The organism is Dokdonia sp. Asnod1-B02, from assembly GCF_045063955.1.
Taxonomy (GTDB): domain Bacteria; phylum Bacteroidota; class Bacteroidia; order Flavobacteriales; family Flavobacteriaceae; genus Dokdonia.
On record NZ_JBEFNW010000002.1, the window covers coordinates 672,403 to 691,271 of the forward strand.

At 37.7% G+C, this 18,869-nt stretch carries 11 protein-coding genes, 1 tRNA gene and 1 pseudogene; 5 read left to right on the forward strand and 8 right to left on the reverse strand.

The genetic code is table 11. The annotated features are described in order from the left end of the window. Positions 1–108 precede the first annotated feature (108 nt). Positions 109–1,494, forward strand: a complete 1,386-nt coding sequence (locus tag ACJJVU_RS03120) for a cell wall anchor protein (protein ID WP_405222208.1) — start codon at positions 109–111, stop codon at positions 1,492–1,494. Between the two features lie 166 nt (positions 1,495–1,660). After that, positions 1,661–1,742 (forward strand) — tRNA-Leu (locus tag ACJJVU_RS03125). Between the two features lie 146 nt (positions 1,743–1,888). Here the strand turns inward: ACJJVU_RS03125 and ACJJVU_RS03130 are convergent. Both ACJJVU_RS03130 and ACJJVU_RS03135 read right to left on the reverse strand, forming a co-directional pair. Beyond that, the gene (locus ACJJVU_RS03130) at positions 1,889–2,833 is read right to left on the reverse strand and encodes a carbohydrate kinase (protein ID WP_405222211.1); all 945 of its coding nucleotides are present in this window, start codon (positions 2,831–2,833) and stop codon (positions 1,889–1,891) included. Continuing rightward, a pseudogene (locus ACJJVU_RS03135) lies at positions 2,823–4,171 on the reverse strand (sugar porter family MFS transporter). The gene ACJJVU_RS03130 and the pseudogene ACJJVU_RS03135 overlap by 11 nt, the downstream one beginning before the upstream one ends. A 275-nt stretch (positions 4,172–4,446) precedes the next feature. Between ACJJVU_RS03135 and ACJJVU_RS03140 the strand changes: the two are divergent. The 3 genes from ACJJVU_RS03140 (at position 4,447) to ACJJVU_RS03150 (ending at position 8,606) form a co-directional block, all read left to right on the forward strand. Then, positions 4,447–5,487 (forward strand): LacI family DNA-binding transcriptional regulator, encoded by a 1,041-nt coding sequence (locus tag ACJJVU_RS03140; RefSeq protein ID WP_405222214.1) that lies wholly within the window; start codon positions 4,447–4,449, stop codon positions 5,485–5,487. 81 nt (positions 5,488–5,568) lie between these two features. Continuing rightward, complete coding sequence (gene pgmB, locus ACJJVU_RS03145; protein ID WP_405222217.1) at positions 5,569–6,225, forward strand: beta-phosphoglucomutase; 657 nt, start codon at positions 5,569–5,571, stop codon at positions 6,223–6,225. An 89-nt stretch (positions 6,226–6,314) separates the two neighbouring features. After that, on the forward strand, positions 6,315–8,606 hold the full coding sequence (locus ACJJVU_RS03150; protein ID WP_405222220.1) for a glycoside hydrolase family 65 protein: 2,292 nt from the start codon (positions 6,315–6,317) through the stop codon (positions 8,604–8,606). A 76-nt stretch (positions 8,607–8,682) separates the two neighbouring features. Here ACJJVU_RS03150 and ACJJVU_RS03155 read toward each other — a convergent pair whose 3' ends face one another. The 6 genes from ACJJVU_RS03155 to ACJJVU_RS03180 all read right to left on the reverse strand — a co-directional run bounded on the left by ACJJVU_RS03155 (position 8,683) and on the right by ACJJVU_RS03180 (position 18,865). After that, complete coding sequence (locus ACJJVU_RS03155; protein WP_405222223.1) at positions 8,683–9,288, reverse strand: DUF4230 domain-containing protein; 606 nt, start codon at positions 9,286–9,288, stop codon at positions 8,683–8,685. Positions 9,289–9,458: 170 nt separating this feature from the next. Beyond that, positions 9,459–10,028, reverse strand: a complete 570-nt coding sequence (locus ACJJVU_RS03160; protein WP_405222225.1) for a pentapeptide repeat-containing protein — start codon at positions 10,026–10,028, stop codon at positions 9,459–9,461. 1 nt (position 10,029) lies between these two features. Continuing rightward, positions 10,030–10,920, reverse strand: coding sequence for a GyrI-like domain-containing protein (locus ACJJVU_RS03165; RefSeq protein ID WP_405222228.1), 891 nt, complete (start codon positions 10,918–10,920; stop codon positions 10,030–10,032). Between the two features lie 11 nt (positions 10,921–10,931). After that, positions 10,932–12,284, reverse strand: a complete 1,353-nt coding sequence (locus ACJJVU_RS03170) for a vanadium-dependent haloperoxidase (protein ID WP_405222231.1) — start codon at positions 12,282–12,284, stop codon at positions 10,932–10,934. Beyond that, positions 12,284–15,523, reverse strand: coding sequence for a VCBS repeat-containing protein (locus ACJJVU_RS03175; RefSeq protein ID WP_405222234.1), 3,240 nt, complete (start codon positions 15,521–15,523; stop codon positions 12,284–12,286). Before ACJJVU_RS03175 ends, ACJJVU_RS03170 begins: the two co-directional genes overlap by 1 nt. Positions 15,524–15,526: 3 nt before the next feature. Further along, entirely contained in the window at positions 15,527–18,865 is a 3,339-nt protein-coding gene (locus tag ACJJVU_RS03180; protein ID WP_405222237.1) for a CRTAC1 family protein, read from the reverse strand. Between the last annotated feature and the right edge of the window lie 4 nt (positions 18,866–18,869).

Below are 18,869 nucleotides of genomic sequence, written 5' to 3' on the forward strand. Positions count from 1 at the left end.
TGTTAATTACAACGTGGTTATTAGTGTTAAAATTTACATTTAAACAAAAACATCATGAGGTATACAATTACATTTTTGTCTTTTTTGGGCTGTTTTTTAACATTGAATATGACAGCGCAGGTTGGAATCAACACAACTAGTCCTGACCCTTCTTCGGTTCTTGATATACAATCTGAAGTAGGAGGTCTTTTAACACCTAGAATGACTACTACCCAAAGACTGGCTATACCAAGTCCAGCCCAAGGGTTATTAGTATATGATACTACTTTGGATGCATTTTATTACTATGGAGGTGCTTGGCAAAAAGTTAGTATTAATAATTCTAGAGAAAATTATAAGCTAGTCAAGGATATATCTGATCTGGCAGAAGAGCTAGCTGCCGGAGGTGGGTCTAGCTATTTGTTGAGCTCAAATTTTCTATATGAAATCAATGGAGCCATTGTTTTTAATGCTCCTATAAATATGAATGGAGCTTATATCGAAGGTGTTGATTCTTCACAAGATATATTAGTTAATGCTTCTGGCGTAGCACTCTTTCAAGGGTCTCCAGGTAGAATAAGAAATCTCACCATATCAGGAGGAAGCGCTCCTGTTTTTGATATTACAGGAACAGGGTCAGACCTATTACTTGTTAATAGCACTGTGTTTACTGGAGCTAGTACTATGGGGACATTACATTCTCTAGGAACAGCTTTTTTTAGTATTACACAGTACGTGGGTAATAATGATGGTTTTGAGTTCTCTGATATTGGTTCTTTTTTTATGAGTAATGTTTTTTGGACTACTTCTAATTCAGGAACATTTGCAACTGTTTCAGGAACTTTTGATAATTTTCAAATTGCTAGTGGTAGGATAGAGGCAGACGCAGGTGAAGTAGGAATAGATGTAAGTGCAAACCCTACAATCGTAAATGAGGCTAGTTTAAATGGACTAAGCTTTGTAGGTGCTGGAACATTAGTGTCTGGTTATACTGTTGGAAGTTATACAGATTTTAGTTTTACTACAGACTGGAACGTTAACTGTTCAGGTATTCCTACAGAGACTGATGATCAATCTACTGCCAATTTTTACAGTACTTCGGCAATAACTACTGGATTTTCTCAAAGCATAACTAGTAGTACAGCGGTTCCAATAGTAGGTAATGGAGCTTTTGATAATACAGAGTTATTTCGTTTTCAGTCAAATACGGCAAATAATAGATTGATATATGAAGGTAAGAAAATTAGAAATTTTCAAGTTAGTGCATCATTATCCGTGCGCGTCTCAGGCGCTGCAGATAACTTTTATAGTTTTATTATTGCAAAAAATGGCGTTGTAGTAGATGACTCAGATGCTCTAGTGCTCATTGTAAGTGATGCACAAATACAGTCTGTATCTATAAATACTGTTGTTACTATGGACAGTGGAGATTTTATAGAAATATACGCGCAACGATTAACAGGAAGTGGGACAGATACACTTGTTGTATTTTCAGAAAATCTGACTATTAGGTAATTTTTTCATTTAACTCATAGTCAATAATCTAGCGCTAAAATCTTCTAGTGTCCTCCTAAAATGCGGAAATAAAATGTTATTTTTTTTAATTATTTATTTTGAGATTGAAAAAAAGTATTATATTTGCACCCCGTTACGAAGTTATTACGTGACGATGTATTGAAATGCGGGCGTGGTGGAATTGGTAGACACGCCAGACTTAGGATCTGGTGCCTCACGGTGTGGAAGTTCGAGTCTTCTCGCCCGTACAAAAACCTCTCAAGAAATTGGGAGGTTTTCTTTTGCAGTAAACTTTCATATTTATAAACAACAAAGCCGACTTTAAAAAGTCGGCTTTGTTGTTTTGTATGCGTACTAAGTGTGTTGAATTCAAATTTTCGCGAAAGCGTAATTACTAAACATCATCAAGTAAGTCATTTACTTCATCATTATGCACTGTTGGATTTGCACCAGCTTTACTAGCGACTAGGCTACCCATAGCACAAGCAACCTCAAGTGCATCTTCTGCCGTTTCTCCAGATAATAAACCGAAGACTAGGGTTGCTAGAAAACTATCTCCTGCGCCTACGGTGTCTGCCACTTTAGTTTTAAAACCTACTTGAGTGTGGATGCCACCTTTATGTAGTAACATCGCTCCCTCTGAACCTAGTGTAACGCAAACGGTAGGAGTCTCTGTCATTGCACTAAGCATTTTGAGCTCATCTTCCAGCGTCTCGGCCTCTATACCCATTGCTAGTACAACAAGCTCTAGCTCTTCATCGTTGAGCTTTATCATATCGGCCGCTTCCATAAGCCCTACAACGACCTCAAGATCGTAATGGGGAGCACGAAGATTTAAGTCAAAAACTGTAAACTTAGATCGTTCTATGAGTACCTCTATCGCTTCCAGATTTACCGGAGGTGTAATCTCTTCTTCTGTGTCAAGTAACATAGCGTCTAGATTTACGCTTTCGCGAAAAACGAGACTGCCTATAATCAAGGCGTCTGCATTTGTGACTGCTGCTACATTATCTTCTGTCCATGCAATTGCATCCCAAGCAGCATTGTCTCCTATTTCATAAGAAGCAACACCTTTCTTATCAAGAGCAACGGTTACTTGACCCGTAGGTTTATCATTGCGTTGAATATATTTGGTCTTTAGGCCAAGCTCTTTAATCTCGGCAAGTGCTTCTTTGCCTAAAGCATCATTACCTAGTGTGGAAATCATAGCTACATCTACTCCAAAAGAGTGTAAGCGCAATGCCACATTGAGTGGAGCGCCACCTAGGTGTTTTTTATCTGGAAATACATCCCAGAGGATTTCGCCATAACAGGCAACTTTAAGTGGATTATTTGGCATGGTCTACGAGGTCTTTTTCTAGTTCTTCTAAGGTACGTCCTTTTGTTTCTGGCATGTATATAATTGCCCATATCAATTGGAGTACCATCATACCTGCAAAGAAATAATAAATATTCCAAAGATTGTCCCTCATGATCCCTTCTTTATCATCTATAAAGAATGGTGTTACGAGTGTAATGATAGCTGCAAATACCCAATGGGTACTTGTTCCCCATGATTGACCATAGGCTCGCACGCGATTTGGGTATATTTCTGAGAGAAATACCCATATTACAGCTCCTTGACCTATAGCGTGTGATGCAACAAATGTGCAAATAAATATAAGTAGTAGTGTAGCGCTTAGCTCCATCTGGAAACATATACCTACCATAACTAGGCTTATGATGTAGCCTATGGAACCTATAATAATAAGCTGTTTTCTTCCTAATTTATCCAGTAAACGCACTCCTATAAAAGTAAGATGAGATTTACAATCCCTATAGAGATGGAGTTAAAAAGTGACTCGGCTCCCCCTAAACCTGCTTGTTCTAAGATTTGAGGCGCGTAGTATAGCACAAAGTTGATTCCTGATAGTTGATTGAAAAATGCGATAAGAAATCCTAACCATAATACACGAGCGTACTTTTTTTGGAATAGATTTTCTGAACTTGTTTTTTGTTGTAAGTCTAGCTTAATTTCCTCAAGTCGTTGTTGTGCAGAAGCGGCTCCATTATATATTTTTTGCAGCACGAGCATCGCTGCTGCATCGTCTTTCTTTTGTAAAACTAACCATCGCGGACTATTAGGAACCTTCATTACCATAAGTGTATAAATAAGCGCAGGTATTGCTTCTATACCAAGCATCCATCTCCAGTCATTTGCGCCATCTACACCTTTGAGTAACCAGTTTGATACAAAGGCTATGAGAATACCAAAAACTAACCAAAATTGGTATAAACCTCCCAGCTTACCACGGTTAGACTCCGAGCTTATTTCTGTGATATAAATAGGAGCCGCCACAGAGGATACTCCTACACCTATGCCTCCTATAAATCGAAAGGCAGAAAAGGTATAAGGGTCTTGAGTAAGTGCACACCCTAAGGCAGAGACAAAAAATAAAATACCTATCCAGAACAGCGTTTTTTTACGTCCTAATATTTTGGTGGGAAAACCACCTAGTAAAGAACCTACTACCGTTCCCCATAAAGCCATACTCATGATAAAGGTACCGTGCATGAATGGAGATAAGTTCCATAGTTCTTTAACAGGAGAATTTGCCCCACTTATTACAACAGTATCAAAACCAAATAAAAATCCGGCTAGGGCTACTGTGATACTCCATTTTGTAATTTCTTTCATATAGGTGATATAGCGTTAATGGTGTAACGTTAAGTGTTTTAGTTGATTAGTAGCATAGTTAACACTTATTATGAGTTGTATTTTTTCAAAAAACGTGTTTTTTAAAGGTGCTGTAAGCAAACTCGTATTTTGCATAAAATGCTTTAAAGTAGAAAGAAAAATAACAAATTCGTGTAAATAATAATAACTTATTAAGAATACATCGTTTTCGTACCCAAAAGGTTTTAACTAAATTGTACTCTAGCCACTAGTAATCCTATTTTTACAATACCATTATGAAAAGAAAACTCACCTTAAAATTAATTGCCAAAGAACTTGACGTCTCTATCTCTACTGTTTCTAAAGCATTGCGAGATAGTGCAGAGATAAGTGAGGACACTCGCCAGAAGATCAAGGCCTTTGCAAAACTCTATAATTATAAGCCTAATAATATTGCATTAAGTCTTAAAAATAGGAAGACGCGCACAATTGGGATAATTATACCACAGATTGTACACCACTTTTTTACCACGGTGATACGAGGGGTTGAGCAAATGGCTAGGGAGCATAATTATAATGTAATTATAACGCTGTCAAATAATGATTTTGACAAGGAAGTTCTTAATATGGAACTTCTCGCAAATGGAAGTACAGACGGTTTCATCCTATCTCTGTCTAAGGAGACTATGCAAAAGGATGACTTTAGACACCTTACAGAGGCTATTGATCAAGGAATGCCAGTCGTAATGTTTGACCGTATTGTGGATGAAATCCCATGTGATAAAGTACTCATAGATGATAGGGAAGGTGCAAAACTAGGAGTGAATCATCTTATAAGAACAGGATGTAAAAAAATTGCAATCATTACTACAGATGATTATATAACAATAGGTAAACTAAGAACCAAAGGTTACATAGAAGCACTAGAGTCTGCAGGAATAAAAATAGACACAGATCTTATTTTAAAGTTAGACGCAATAGATGACCTTAGTGATAAGACTATGGCGCGCATCAAGCATTTCTTAAAGGGAAAGGACATAGATGGCGTGTTCACCATAAATGAGATTTTTGCAGTAACTGCTGCAAAGTATATCATGGAGGCAGGTAAATCAATTCCTAATGACGTTGGTATTGTGAGCTTCTCAGATGGTGAGTTGTCTAAGCATTTTGTACCTAGCTTGACTACGGTAAGTCAGCACGGTGAGCAAATGGGGCGTAAGGCAGCAGAGCTTCTCATTAATAAACTAGAACGTCCGGAAGAGGAGATAGAAGAGTACACAACGGCTTACATAGAAACGAGCCTTGTAGAACGAGAAAGTACGAAGCGAATTAAATAGTATCGCTTTCGCGAAAAAATGAAAATCAACACAAGCGTTTGCCTTTCATTAAAAAGCAATACGCACGAAAATAACTTAACATTGAAAAAGAAAGCATTCCTATTTGACCTAGACGGAGTCATCGTAGATACAGCAAAGTTTCATTACCTCGCATGGCGTAATCTTGCCAAAGAAATGAACTTTGATTTCACCGAAGAGCAGAACGAACTTTTTAAGGGAGTAAGCCGCGTGCGCTCACTTGAAATCCTCTTAGATCTAGCTTCTTACCAGGCTACAGAAGAACAAAAAGAACGCTGGCTTATACAGAAGAATGAAGAATATCTCAAGTATATAGAAGCAATGGATGATAGTGAGATTCTTCCAGATGTAGTGCGTGTATTAGATTTTTTACATGAAAGAAATCAAGGTGTCGCTCTTGGAAGTGCTAGTAAAAATGCTAGGCCCATCTTAACAAAGCTTAATCTTATACAGAAATTTGAAGCTATAGTAGATGGTAATGATGTGACGGCTGCAAAGCCAGATCCAGAAGTATTTTTAAAAGGAGGAGAAGCTTTAAAAATTGAACGTACAGATTGTATCGTTTTTGAAGATTCTATTGCGGGAGTACAGGCGGCAAATGCTGCTGGAATGGTAAGTATAGGTATAGGAGAAAAAGATGTATTACATGAGGCAAATCATGTTTTTACAGACTTTACAGAAATGAGTGATGCATTTTTAGAGTCACTTATTGAGGCATAAGAGTACTACAACACAACAGTTATTTAAGTAAACGGTTTACAGTGCCAATTTATAAGTAGAGCATTATTGTTTAAAATTTTATTGAGAGTATGCATATAGATTATATCACACCAAATCATTGGTCCATTATAGAAGAGGGATGGAATCCGGATAATGTAAAATCTTCAGAAAGCTTGATGGCACTAGGAAATGGAGCTATGGGACAACGCGCAAATTTTGAAGAAGATTACAGCGGAGCCACTTTTCAAGGAAGCTATATAGGAGGTGTGTATTATCCAGATAAAACCCGCGTAGGCTGGTGGAAAAATGGATACCCAGAATATTTTGCAAAGGTGCTCAATGCTCCTAGCTGGATAGGTATAAAAGTAACAGTAAATGGTGAGAGCCTAGATTTACATACGTGTAAAGAGGTAAGAGATTTCCGTCGCGAACTTGATATGAAAAGCGGTGTATTGTACAGAAGCTTCAAAGCGACCTTACAAAATGATGTAGAGATTTCAGTAAAGTCTACACGCTTTTTGAGTATGAAGATGGATGAGGTGGGTGCTATTAACTACGAAGTAACACCTATTAATGAGGATGCAACTATAAGTTATGAGCCGTATTTAGATAGCGGCATAACTAATGAAGATTCTAATTGGGATGATAAGTTTTGGAACACGCTAGAGGTTTCAGAGGATGGTGATATGGCTTTTATTACGTCACACACCATGAAAACAGAATTCCACGTGTGCACTATGATGCATAATAGCTTTAATATAGATGGTAGAAAAGTTGCGCTTTCGCGAAAGCGTACTATTACTACAGAAACATATATTGGACATATTTATGAAACAGAAATCTCTCAAGGAGAAACCTTCAGTATTCATAAATTAGGAGGTTATGTAAGTAGCCTTAATCATGAGCAAGATAATCTTGTAAACGCTGCTACGACAGTAATTAATGAAGTAGCTGCAATTGGTTTTGAAGCCTTACAACAACTTCAAAAAGAGTCGTGGGTACAAACTTGGGAAATGTCTGATATCACCATAGATGGTGATGTAAAGGCGCAACAAGGTATACGCTTTAATATCTTTCATCTCAATCAGACATACACGGGACAAGATAGCCGCCTTAATATAGGTCCTAAAGGATTTACAGGTGAAAAATACGGAGGATCGACCTATTGGGATACAGAAGCATATTGTATTCCATTTTACATGGCGACTAAGGATCAACAAGTAGCTAGGCAGTTACTCACCTATCGCTATAATCAGCTGGATAAAGCCATTGAAAATGCAGAGAAGCTTGGCTTTTCAGGAGGTGCGGCATTATACCCTATGGTCACAATGAATGGGGAAGAGTGCCATAACGAGTGGGAGATTACCTTTGAGGAAATACACCGTAACGGCTCTATGGTATATGCTATTTATAACTATGAACGCTACACAGGCGATACTACTTATATCCCAGAAATGGGGCTAGAAGTGATCATAGCCGTAGCACGTTTCTGGAGACAGCGAGCTACTTTTTCTAAAGCTAAGAATGCCTATGTGATTCTAGGAGTTACAGGGCCTAATGAATATGAAAACAACGTAAACAATAACTGGTTTACAAACTATATTGCAAAGTGGTGTATGGAGTTCGCTTTCGCGAAAGCTGAATTGATAAGAGACACTCAAAAGCAGGACTGGTCACGTATATCTGGTAAAACTCATCTGTCTTATGACGAGATGCTCTCTTGGAAATCTACTGCAGAACAGATGTATTTCCCATATTCTGAAGAGCATGACGTATTCTTACAACAAGATGGTTTCTTAGATAAAGAGTTAATCACCGTAGCAGATTTACCAAAATTAAACCGACCTATTAATCAAAAATGGTCTTGGGATCGCATCTTGCGTTCGCCTTACATTAAACAAGCAGATACATTACAAGGTTTTTACTTCTTTGAGGACCACTTTACTCAAGAAAATCTAGAAAAGCACTTCGATTTTTATGAACCATTTACGGTACATGAAAGTTCGCTGTCGCCATGTGTGCATGCTATACAAGCAGCTAAGCTAGGAAGAATGGATCAGGCATATGAATTCTACTTACGCACATCAAGGCTTGATCTAGACGATTATAATAAAGAAGTAGAAGAAGGTTTACATATCACGAGTATGGCTGGAACCTGGCAGAGTGTGGTAGAAGGTTTTGGGGGAATGCGTGTGAAAAATGATACGCTATCTTTTGAAACTAAAATCCCAGATGCATGGGAAGCTTATTCATTTAAAGTAAATTTTAGAGGACAGATTCTTAAGGTTGAGGTCAATAAAAGTGAGACGGCATTTACACTTATGAGCGGAGAAGCACTAGATATTATTGTAAACGGTAATAAGCAAACAGTAAGCGCATAAGTCATTTTTAATATACTTAAAAACGCATCATAGAGATTCACTTTATGATGCGTTTTTATTTTATAAAACTGGTTTGTTAAGGTTTAATAGGGTTTGCTTCATCTATAATATTGCCATTATACTCTAGCGTCCATTCTAGCGAGCTAGTAAGAAGATAAATTTTAGAAAGCTCTGAGATGAGTCTGTTTTGTGCATTTGTATACAGGTTAGAATTTTTAATTTCCTTTTCAAGGCTATTTTGTACGCGTGACTTTATAATATTATAGTCTCGAGCATTAAACTGGTTGAGGTAGTCTTGTTGCACATCATAATATTCTATATTAGGATTAATCTTTAACTCAGGTTCTAGAATATTAGTAATGCGAACAGTTTTTGTGAGCTCATCGATTTCTGTAGTAACTTTAGAAAGATCGTAGGCGATGGTTGCTTCTGCATTTACAACAACCAGTGCTTTTTTTGTAGCAGATAGCACATCTACATAGAATTTTTTTGAATCTTCATAAGTAAAGACTTGTGCATAGTTACCTTCTGTAACAATGAGCTTACCTACATTTTTGATTTGTTTTTCTATAAGAGCGGTGTTTGCTCGTAGCTGTTCTTTCTCACTTTGAGTATGCTCGCAATACCGTAAGCCAAAAACAATAAGTAAGGTGAGTATTGCACCAAAAAGTATGTTACGCATAGTTGTGTTTTTCCATAACTAAGGTACATAAAATAAAAAGCCACACGTTAGTGTGGCCATATGAGTTTATAAATCCCCCAATTTAATCCCTCATTGATTATTGATGTAAATATAGTTTGAGGGATAGATTTTTAGTAGGGGCATTTACCCCCTTTTATGTATTACAAATCTCACTTAAGATTGAGCTGTAAGTGTGCTACGAGTCCTTCTAAGTTGTCTTTAGAAAACATAGCGCCTTTCATATTGTTATTCGTAGTGTCAATAGTAAAATCGAGCGCTTCTATAAAATCTACTTTAGTAAGATTTGTATTATCAAAAATAGTTTTACTCAATGTTGACCCAGTGAATGTAGCCTGCGATAAATCTGCATTAGTAAAATCTACCTCGGTAACTTGGCAAGAAGTAAAAGATGTTCCTTTTAAAGGCAATTGTGTAAAATTTGCTAGCTGTAGTATGCTTTCGCGAAAGCGTATATCCAACATAAACGGCTGGCAAACACTGAAATCTGCGCCTAGTAATTTACACGACTCAAAAGTAACTTGGTTGAGTGTTGTACCGCCAAATTTTACGTTAGTAAGATTGCAATCTATGAATGTACATTCAAGAAAGCTTGTATTTGAGACATGAAGATTTTCAAAATTACAGTCTGTAAATGTGCAATTGTCATACTCACCTTTTTTAAAGGATTGTAGGGTGAAATCTATAGAGACAAAATCTTGGTCATCAAAAAAGTCAGACATACTAGTTCTTTATCGGCATGTAGATTTCTGTTTTCCAATTGCTCTCGTCTCCACCCATGTTAGGATTATTATAAAACACTTCAGTTGGCTTTGGATCTACGTTGATGTTATTACTTTTTGCATAATTAAGTAAGGCATACCAAGCGCGGTCTGAAGTAATATAATTGCCATTATAGATAGCCTTAATAGCTCTTGTCGCGGGTCTTGATCCATACTTTATATCTTTTACCTCGGGTAGCGAGTCGCGCTCAATTATAGGAAAAGCAAAGTGATATTTTATACTATCTGTATCACGGTTCCAGTCTGTGATTTGTACAAATGGCCGACCATCAAGTGCTATGTTATAAGACGCCATTGTGCCCTGTAGGTGGTTTATGTCACGCATCATGCCGCCAGCTTTGAGAATTTGTAATCCCTCTAACGTTGTATAGGCATAAAACTTTGCTGGTAACTCTTCTTCACCTATGATAGTTACTGTAATTCTATCTAAGTGATCTTGCAGTAGTTCATTAAATTCTAAAACTGTTGCCGTGGCACTTTTCTTAAAGTCTGTAGTTTTAAAAACACCTTGTAAACGGTTACTTAATGAATGTATAGGATCTGTTACGTGTACCGTGATTTCAGAAAGCGAGTCGTGTATTTTAGCTACATGCCACTTATAAATATGAGTGGAGTCTTGCCTTGTGAATTCTTGAGTAATTTGGATATTTTCCTCTCCTAGTTTTACATCAGTAATAAGAGCTCCGTCTTTCCAGTTTTTTATAGATTGCTCTATGGTGCCTAGGGTAGTTTTGGCTTTGATTCGAGCAGTAAAGTCTCCTGGTTTCAAAAAGAAATACCAGCCTGCAGCTGCAATCAAGGCAATAAATAATACCGCTATAATTTTTTTCATTATTCCAAACCTTAGTTAGTTGCAACCATCGTTTCATTTTTCATCTCAAGTGCAGAGACAACAAACTTTCCTAGTTTTTGACCTTGTTCTAGTCCTACTGCTACTGCAGCACGATAGTGTATTCCTCCATACATGCGGCTTACAGCAGCTTCCTCAGCTGCGGCTTTAAATGATGTGAAGCTACGCACCGGAAGTCCGTACGCTATTTCTGTATCATCATCAAAAGAAAAGTCATCGCCAAAAATACTAGTCAGTGTCTCAGATGCTGCACCAGATACTACAGAGTGTCCACTCACATATTCTGGAAACGGAGGCGTTTGTAATATAGGTTTCCAAGAGTCATCTATGTGATTGTTGATGAGCGTTTCTGGGCGTATCAGGTTAGAGCGATATTTTTCATCCCAGCAAGAAATAAACGCATCGTTCATGGCGATAGATGTTTTTGCATAAGCATGTAATGTATTCATTACATCAAAACCTGCCTTCTTTGAAGCAATCTTTGTAATACCGATCCAGTGTCCTCCAGGAGTAATCTTTTTAGTTGCAAACATTAAATGACCGCGAGTTACAGATACGTATGGGTTACAATCCCAAAACTGAGCAATCGCAATCTCTTCTGAGGTGTCGCCATCTTTTGTGATTTGCTTGCTTATGTCATAAACCTCTTTAAGCTCCTTATAAAAATCTGAATCTTCTTCTAGGGAGAATGGAGGTGGCGGTACAGGCTTAAACTGGTCTGCAGATGTAAGTGTAAATGGTCTAATTTTATTCCAGTGAGGTTCTATACCGTCCATGTATGCTGGAGGCGTAGGTTGCCAGCGAGAAGGCTCATCTGCATACACAGAAAACTTTGGCATTGTACGCGTCTGTTTATAGTTATCTCCATCCATCCATTGTGCTATATGGCTTGCAACCTTTAGCCCATAATCTCGGGACTGTACAAAAACATCTTCATTGCGCTCTTTCCATGTTGTGTAAAGACTATCTCTATATGTCTCAATTTCTTGCTCAGAAAATATGAGGCGCTTGCTCATTTCCATGTGAGCAACCAGTGCTGCAAGTTCAAAGTTTATAGTTGTGTCCTTTGATGGAGTTGGAATACTTTTAAGACCTGCAAGCTGTCCAGCAAGAGAGTTAAATTCAGTATCATTTACAGCTAGTATTTCATAAGCTGCAATATTAGGATACGCATAAATACGACTCGCAACAGGTGGTGAGAAAATGTCGTGTATAATAACCTCAGTAACCTTGTCTATTGCATTGTGAAAATGTTCAGGAGTAATTACAATAGGCTCATCTTTTGAAGCGCATGAAGTGATTCCTGTGGCAACAATGAATAATAGAATGTAATATGCTGTTTTCATTAATCAGGGATTTGTATGTTATAAACTTGTGCGGCTTCGTTATTAAAAGTCACGAGCAAGTATGAAATATTGTTAACGGTTATAATGTCTAAATGTCTTATCGATTTTTGTGCAAAATCTAGGCCTAGCTCATATCCTAAGGTTACTTTATTTTCGGACGCTATTAGTGCCCCAGAAAACGAATCTAGCCTACCGTGATATGGTTTTGTGCCAAAATAATTTCCTCCTGCTAGTACTTCCTTGGTGCCATCGCCATTAAAGTCGTGAACGACGAAATCCATAATAGGAGCTACTTGCAATGCACCAGTGAAAGGTACAAAAGTAAAAATTCCTTTTTCATTTTTTAAATATCCGGAGGCCAAGGTGTTTACTTCAAATCGCTGAGCGGTATTGAGTGCTTTTTCTCCAAAAATCTGGGACACGGTATCTCCAGCAAAATCATTATTATTTGCATATTTCTTTTTGAGAAATACAAGTTGAGTTCCAAGCTCTTGGAGATTTTGAATAGGGTAGTAGTTTCCGTCTTTTTCCGTAGTAAGAATAGTTTCTGTTTGCCCATTATTATCAAAATCTGAGTAATACATTGTCATGGGAAACGCTGTAGATGCTGTAAACTTACTGTTTGTTCCCCAGTTCCCAAGTAGGTAGTCCATATCACCATCATGATCTATATCAAACGGTTGTATGCTTTGCCATAAACCATTGAGCGTAGCGTCTAGTACTTCTTCTTTTTTAAGAATACCATCTTCATTTTTATAAAAAAGCGGCTGCATCCATTCTCCTATGACAATTAAATCAGTGGAGCCATCAGCATTAAAATCTGTCCAGACGGCATCTGTGACCATTCCTATCTTACCTAGAGGGTTGTCTTGATCTTCTACAAACTTACCTCCATCATTCTTTAAAAGAAACGATGCTGGAATTTTCCCAAAGTCACCTGTAACGGCATGATTACCTGCAAAGAGATCCTTGTCTCCATCATTATCATAGTCGCTTGCGATAATGATGGAGGTGTTAGCTCGCATGCCTGACATCTCGCTGGTTAGGGTATCTGATACTTTTAAATAATAGTTTTCTAAAGCCTCGTTCATTTCGGAAAAATCACCACCTGCTGTACCTACGATAATCTCATTATTGAGGATAGTAGCCGTTACATCCTCTGTTTTTGAAAGAGATTTTAATGGGGTTGAGTACGCTTTCGCGAAAGCGTTAATTCCTCCAGTATACATGGCCGAAGGTATAAACTTAGAGCTACCAAAATAGATGTCGTCATGACCATCACCATTTATATCGCCAATTGCTGTTGCAGGACCACGGTCGGATATTTGATAAGGAATTAGTTGCTGCCTGTTGAAGTCTATATAAGCATCTTCCTTGTGTACATAGTCTATACCTAGATTTCCTGGTTCTTTAGTAAATAGCGTCTTGCTTTTTATTTGAAGTAAACTATAGTCAAAAGTGGTTGTGTTTTGCGGTGATAAGGACAATGTTTGATTTGTTGGGATATCGTATACCACTTGCTGCTTGTTATCTGGCCAAATAATGAGAAGTGAGTCTATTGAAGTGTTCTTTTTGAAACCAAAATGAACAACCGGCTCAGAGGATGCTTGAAATCCTCGGGCAGTATACAATTCTTTGTACTGTAACGTTCCATTTTGATATGCAAAAACTTTAGTACCTATACCGAGCGAATTAGCTTTAGAATATTTAAACTTTAATTTTAAAAAGGTTGCTGTAGTGTCTGTTTGGTTCACATAAATAGTTGCCTCTTGATTGATGTTATTTACAACAACATCAAGGTCTCCATCATTATCAAGATCTGCCAGCGCAGAAGCACCAGACACCGTAGGTTTTTTGTCAATCCACACTCCAGATTGATCTGTAAATACGAGGTCTTCATTTCCTTGATAGACATAATTATGTGAAGCACCATCAGGCATAAGATTAAGAGCTTCGTTATCTAGAAGCCTAGTCTCGTTGAGTCTGTTTTGAATCTTACCGCTAGAAATAAAATTAATGAAATCAAGATTATTAGGTCGTTTTGGGATACCATTTGAAATAAACAAGTCTTGATTCCCATCCTGATTAAAATCTGCAAAGAGAGCACTCCAGCTCCAGTCTGTTGCCGCAACTCCAGAGGAAAGGGCACGTTCTTGAAATTGATATCCCGGCTGATTTACAAATAGCATATTGCGGGTAAACTGGTAGTGATACCCAAAACGTTCTGTACGGAGTTTTTGTGTTTGGATATTATCATCACCTTCGGAAGCCTTTAGAACATTCTCGTCTTCTGGTAACATATCGAGTGACATGAGATCAGGGAAACCATCATGATTAACGTCGGCCACGTCATTACCCATTGAAAATCTTGAGGTGTGTGGAAATTGTTCTTTTAAGCTTTCGCGAAAGCGTAATCCTCCTTCATTGATATAGTAATAGTCGTCCTCATGAAAGTCATTACCTACGTAAATATCTGGATAACCATCCTGATTAAAATCTGCAATAGAAATCCCTAGGCCATACCCATTGATACCACCAAAAATGCCCATTTCCTCACTGACGTCTGTAAAAATGTTTCCATCGTTTCTAAGAAGTTTGTCTCCTGTTTGCTCGTTACGTTCTAAACGTAAATCTGCATGACCAAATGAGGATTCTGTATGTACCGCATGGTTGAGTATATACAGGTCGAGATCGCCATCTTTATCATAATCAAGAACGGCGGCCGTGGTTCCATAATTTTGAAAATCAAGACCAAACTCTGCAGCGCGCTCTGTAAAGGTCTCATCACCATTATTTATAAAAAGCTCGTCGTGTCCCTGGAAATTGTTTATGCCTACTACGGCACGTACATAGATATCTAAGAGTCCATCTGAGTTTGCGTCAAACATTATCGCTCCAGTGCTCCACGAGTTGTTGCCTTCTACACTAGCACTAGCCGAGATATCTTTAAACGTAAGGTCGCCATTATTGAGGTAGAGCTTATTTTTCACTTGATTTCCAGAGAGGTAGATATCTGGTAACCCGTCATTGTTAATATCTCCTACAGCGGTGCCACCACCATTATAAAAGTACAAGTAGTCGAGTATATTGAGACTATCTGTCTCTGTGAGATTGTTTGAAAAAGTGATTCCAGTACTCGTGCTTGTGGGGTTTAAAAAAAGTGCAGGCGCTTCTTGTACTGGTTGATTATTACAACCAATAAGCAGATAACACAGACCTAATAGAACTCCCCACTTCATGAATTACTTGTTTGCTGTGAAAATTCTAGGTTTTCCATCATTAATTGCCGCTACAAGAAATACATTGCCTTGAGCATCCTTAAATGATTCTAGATGTTTCATTTCTTCGCGAACAAAGAAGCCAGTGTCTGTATAATCTTGCCATTCAAAATTTGCTTTACCGTCACCTAATAACACATGAGCATATCCAGCATCAAGCTGGGAGTACTGAGGTTTGAATTCAAAATTATTACCTCCCATTAAAATATCAAGATTGCCGTCATTGTTTACATCTGTACACGTAATGCCACAAATGCAAGATAGTTGCACTCGCGTAGGTAATGCTTTGGTGGTAAAGTTTCCATTTCCTTCATTTATAGCAATTAGAGTCTCGGCAGTATTAACTTCTTTTACAATAGCATTAGCTAAGATATCTTCAGAAAAAAGCTCATCAATAGAGCGCTTTGCATAATCTGATGCTTTGAGATTTTTCTTTTTGAGAGAAACTATTTGTGATGTGATTTCGCTTTTTTGATGTATTGGAAAGTCTTTGCCACCCTCTGAGTAGGTGGTGATTTGTTCTATCGTACCATTTCCATCAAAGTCTGCGATAAACATTTTAAGCGGGCCGTCACTTCCTGGTTTGTAATGCACATTTGTTCCATCATTACCGAGTATAAGGTCTAAGTCGCCATCATTGTCAAGATCTGCGCTTTGTATAGCATTCCACCATCCTGCATAAGATGATAGTCCAGTATCTATAAGTTTAATGGACTCGCTTGTGACTTTAAATGCAGTAGGAGTTCCCCAGTCTGAAACCGTTATTAATTCTTTGTTGTTGTCACCATCAAGATCTAACCATAGCGCGTCTGTTACCATTCCAGCAGGATTAAGCTGCTTAGACAGTAGATTGTCTTTAGTGAAATTCCCTTTTCCGTCATTAATTAAGATTGCGTGCGGTGGGTCAATACCATAAACACCTGCGACGCTTCTACTTCCAATAAATAAATCTAAATCTCCATCGCCATCAATATCGTTAGATGTAATTACAGATGCACTTTGATGTGCAGATGGTAAACTACGTGCGTCTTTAAAAGTTCCATTGCCGTTGTTTATGTAAAGTCTAGAAATGTAATAAGCCTCTGCATCTACTTGACCACCTCCAGTGGATACAATAAGATCTAAAAAGCCGTCACTATTTACATCTACAAATGTGGCTGCTGTGTCTTCAAATAATGCAGCCTTTTCAAAAGTAATTTTACTAGATGGAACAAGATTACCTTTTCCTTTATGAAGATAGAGCATACTAGTTTGTCCTTTGGCTCCACCTATGAAGATATCATCATTGCCATCATTATCTATATCTCCTATTGCAATTGCAGGACCTTCTTGAGAAAGTTTTTTGGCAATGAGTCCCTCAAAATCAAAGTCACTATAATTATTCTCTTTGTGGGCAATAAGTGTAGGGTTTGTAATTTCCTTAAGTAATGTAGGCTTATTCTTTTTTACAGGAACATAGGTTTCAGATGCGTCTGTGATTGATAATTTGAGTGTTTGGTTTGCTTTTACTTTTGTTAAAAGCTGAGTTTTATCATCGGGCCATATAACGCGAAGTGAGTCTATAGTAGTAGAGCTTCCTAGTCCTATAGTCATATCATGGTCCATAGATGATTGGAATCCTCGAGAAGGTATAAGTTCTTGTAATACAGAAAGCTTATTGTGGTATAACCTTACAGTGGTGCCTACTGCAAACTTGTTTTTGTCACCTCCTTTAAATGTAAGTTTAATATAGTTATGATCTTTATCGACTTTCGTATTGTTACGGTAAATAAAGGAAGGCATATTTACGTTGTTAACCACGATGTCTAAGTCACCATCATTATCAAGATCTGCGTGAGCTGCACCATTACTCATACTCGGTGTCGCAAGTCCCCAGTCTTTAGATTTATTTTTAAACGTGATGTCTTTTTGATTGTGATAAGCATAATTTGCCAGAGGTTTGATAGGCATTTTATTGATTATAGAATCTACAGGATGTGTTTTGCCATTAACCTTACTTCTAATGAGTTCGTTTGCAAAGAAGTCTACAAAGTCAAGATCTGTTAGGTCATGATTTATACCATTTGTAACATAAATATCTCTGAAACCATCATTATCCATGTCAAATACGAGTCCAGACCAGCTCCAGTCTGTAGCATTCACCCCACTATGATATGCAGTTTCAGAAAATGAACCATTACCATTATTTATTTGTAATGTGTTCTGTATAAACTGCTGGTAAAAATCATCACGTTGTTTGCGCTTGTAAATATTGTACCCATCAAACTCCATAACAGACTTAACACGTTGCTCATTTTCGGGCAACATATCTGTGATAAAAATATCTTGTAAACCATCGTTATTTATATCAGAAATATCAATTCCCATCGCTGATAGGGATAAGTGAGAGGTCCATTCTTTTATTTCTTCTGTAAATGTTCCATCCTGATTGTTGATGTATAAATAGTCACGCTCAAAGAAATCATTTGAGATGTAAATGTCTGGCCATAAATCTTGGTTAATATCAGTAACTACGACACCCAGCCCAAAGCCTATCAACGAACCATAAATACCTGCCTCTTCACTTACGTCTGTAAATATCCCACCGTCGTTGCGCATTAGTAAGTCTCCCACGCCGCGTATATCTTCTTTTACATTTGCCCAGTCTTGGGCACGCTTATCTCGCTGTCCTCTGTTACCTAAACTATTTACAGGAACATTACTGTTATTAAGGATGTACACATCAAGATCACCATCTTTGTCGTAATCAAAAAAGGAAGCCTGGGTAGAAAATCCTGAAGTCGCTAGGTTGTATTCTTTTGCTTTTTCAGTAAAGGTTAGGTCGCCATTGTTTATGTATAAATCATTATCATGACTGTCTTCTTCGAGGTTTCCTGCGTTACTTACATAAATATCAAGAAGTCCATCTGCATTTACATCTGCCATTGTTACTCCTGTAGACCAAGGCTTGTTACCTTCAATTCCTGCAGCTGCTGAAATATCTTCAAATTTAAAATCTCCTTTATTTAAAAAGAGCTTGTTCTTACCCATATTTGCCGTTAGGTAAATATCTGCTAGGCCATCATTATTAATGTCACCTATAGCAACACCACCACCATTATAGAAGTTTCGGTATTTAAAAATATTGAAGTCAGATTCATTTTTGATGCTATTTATAAAATTGATACCAGTACTGTCTGAGGGCATCTCCGTAAATAACGTATCGCTCTCTGTATTATGGGTTGTGTTAGACTGCTCATCACAAGAAAGTAATAATAGGGGAAGGACTATTAATAAAAGCCCATATTTTTGTAGTGTTTCCATAAAG

What these genes read in the sequence shown, in the direction of transcription:
- ACJJVU_RS03120 (WP_405222208.1), top strand. Translation starts at nt 109, where the DNA reads ATGACAGCGCAGGTTGGAATCAACACAACTAGTCCTGACCCTTCTTCG.
- ACJJVU_RS03130 (WP_405222211.1), bottom strand. Translation starts at nt 2,833, where the DNA reads ATGCCAAATAATCCACTTAAAGTTGCCTGTTATGGCGAAATCCTCTGG.
- ACJJVU_RS03140 (WP_405222214.1), top strand. Translation starts at nt 4,447, where the DNA reads ATGAAAAGAAAACTCACCTTAAAATTAATTGCCAAAGAACTTGACGTC.
- ACJJVU_RS03150 (WP_405222220.1), top strand. Translation starts at nt 6,315, where the DNA reads ATGCATATAGATTATATCACACCAAATCATTGGTCCATTATAGAAGAG.
- ACJJVU_RS03155 (WP_405222223.1), bottom strand. Translation starts at nt 9,288, where the DNA reads ATGCGTAACATACTTTTTGGTGCAATACTCACCTTACTTATTGTTTTT.
- ACJJVU_RS03160 (WP_405222225.1), bottom strand. Translation starts at nt 10,028, where the DNA reads ATGTCTGACTTTTTTGATGACCAAGATTTTGTCTCTATAGATTTCACC.
- ACJJVU_RS03165 (WP_405222228.1), bottom strand. Translation starts at nt 10,920, where the DNA reads ATGAAAAAAATTATAGCGGTATTATTTATTGCCTTGATTGCAGCTGCA.
- ACJJVU_RS03170 (WP_405222231.1), bottom strand. Translation starts at nt 12,284, where the DNA reads ATGAAAACAGCATATTACATTCTATTATTCATTGTTGCCACAGGAATC.
- ACJJVU_RS03175 (WP_405222234.1), bottom strand. Translation starts at nt 15,523, where the DNA reads ATGAAGTGGGGAGTTCTATTAGGTCTGTGTTATCTGCTTATTGGTTGT.
- ACJJVU_RS03180 (WP_405222237.1), bottom strand. Translation starts at nt 18,865, where the DNA reads ATGGAAACACTACAAAAATATGGGCTTTTATTAATAGTCCTTCCCCTA.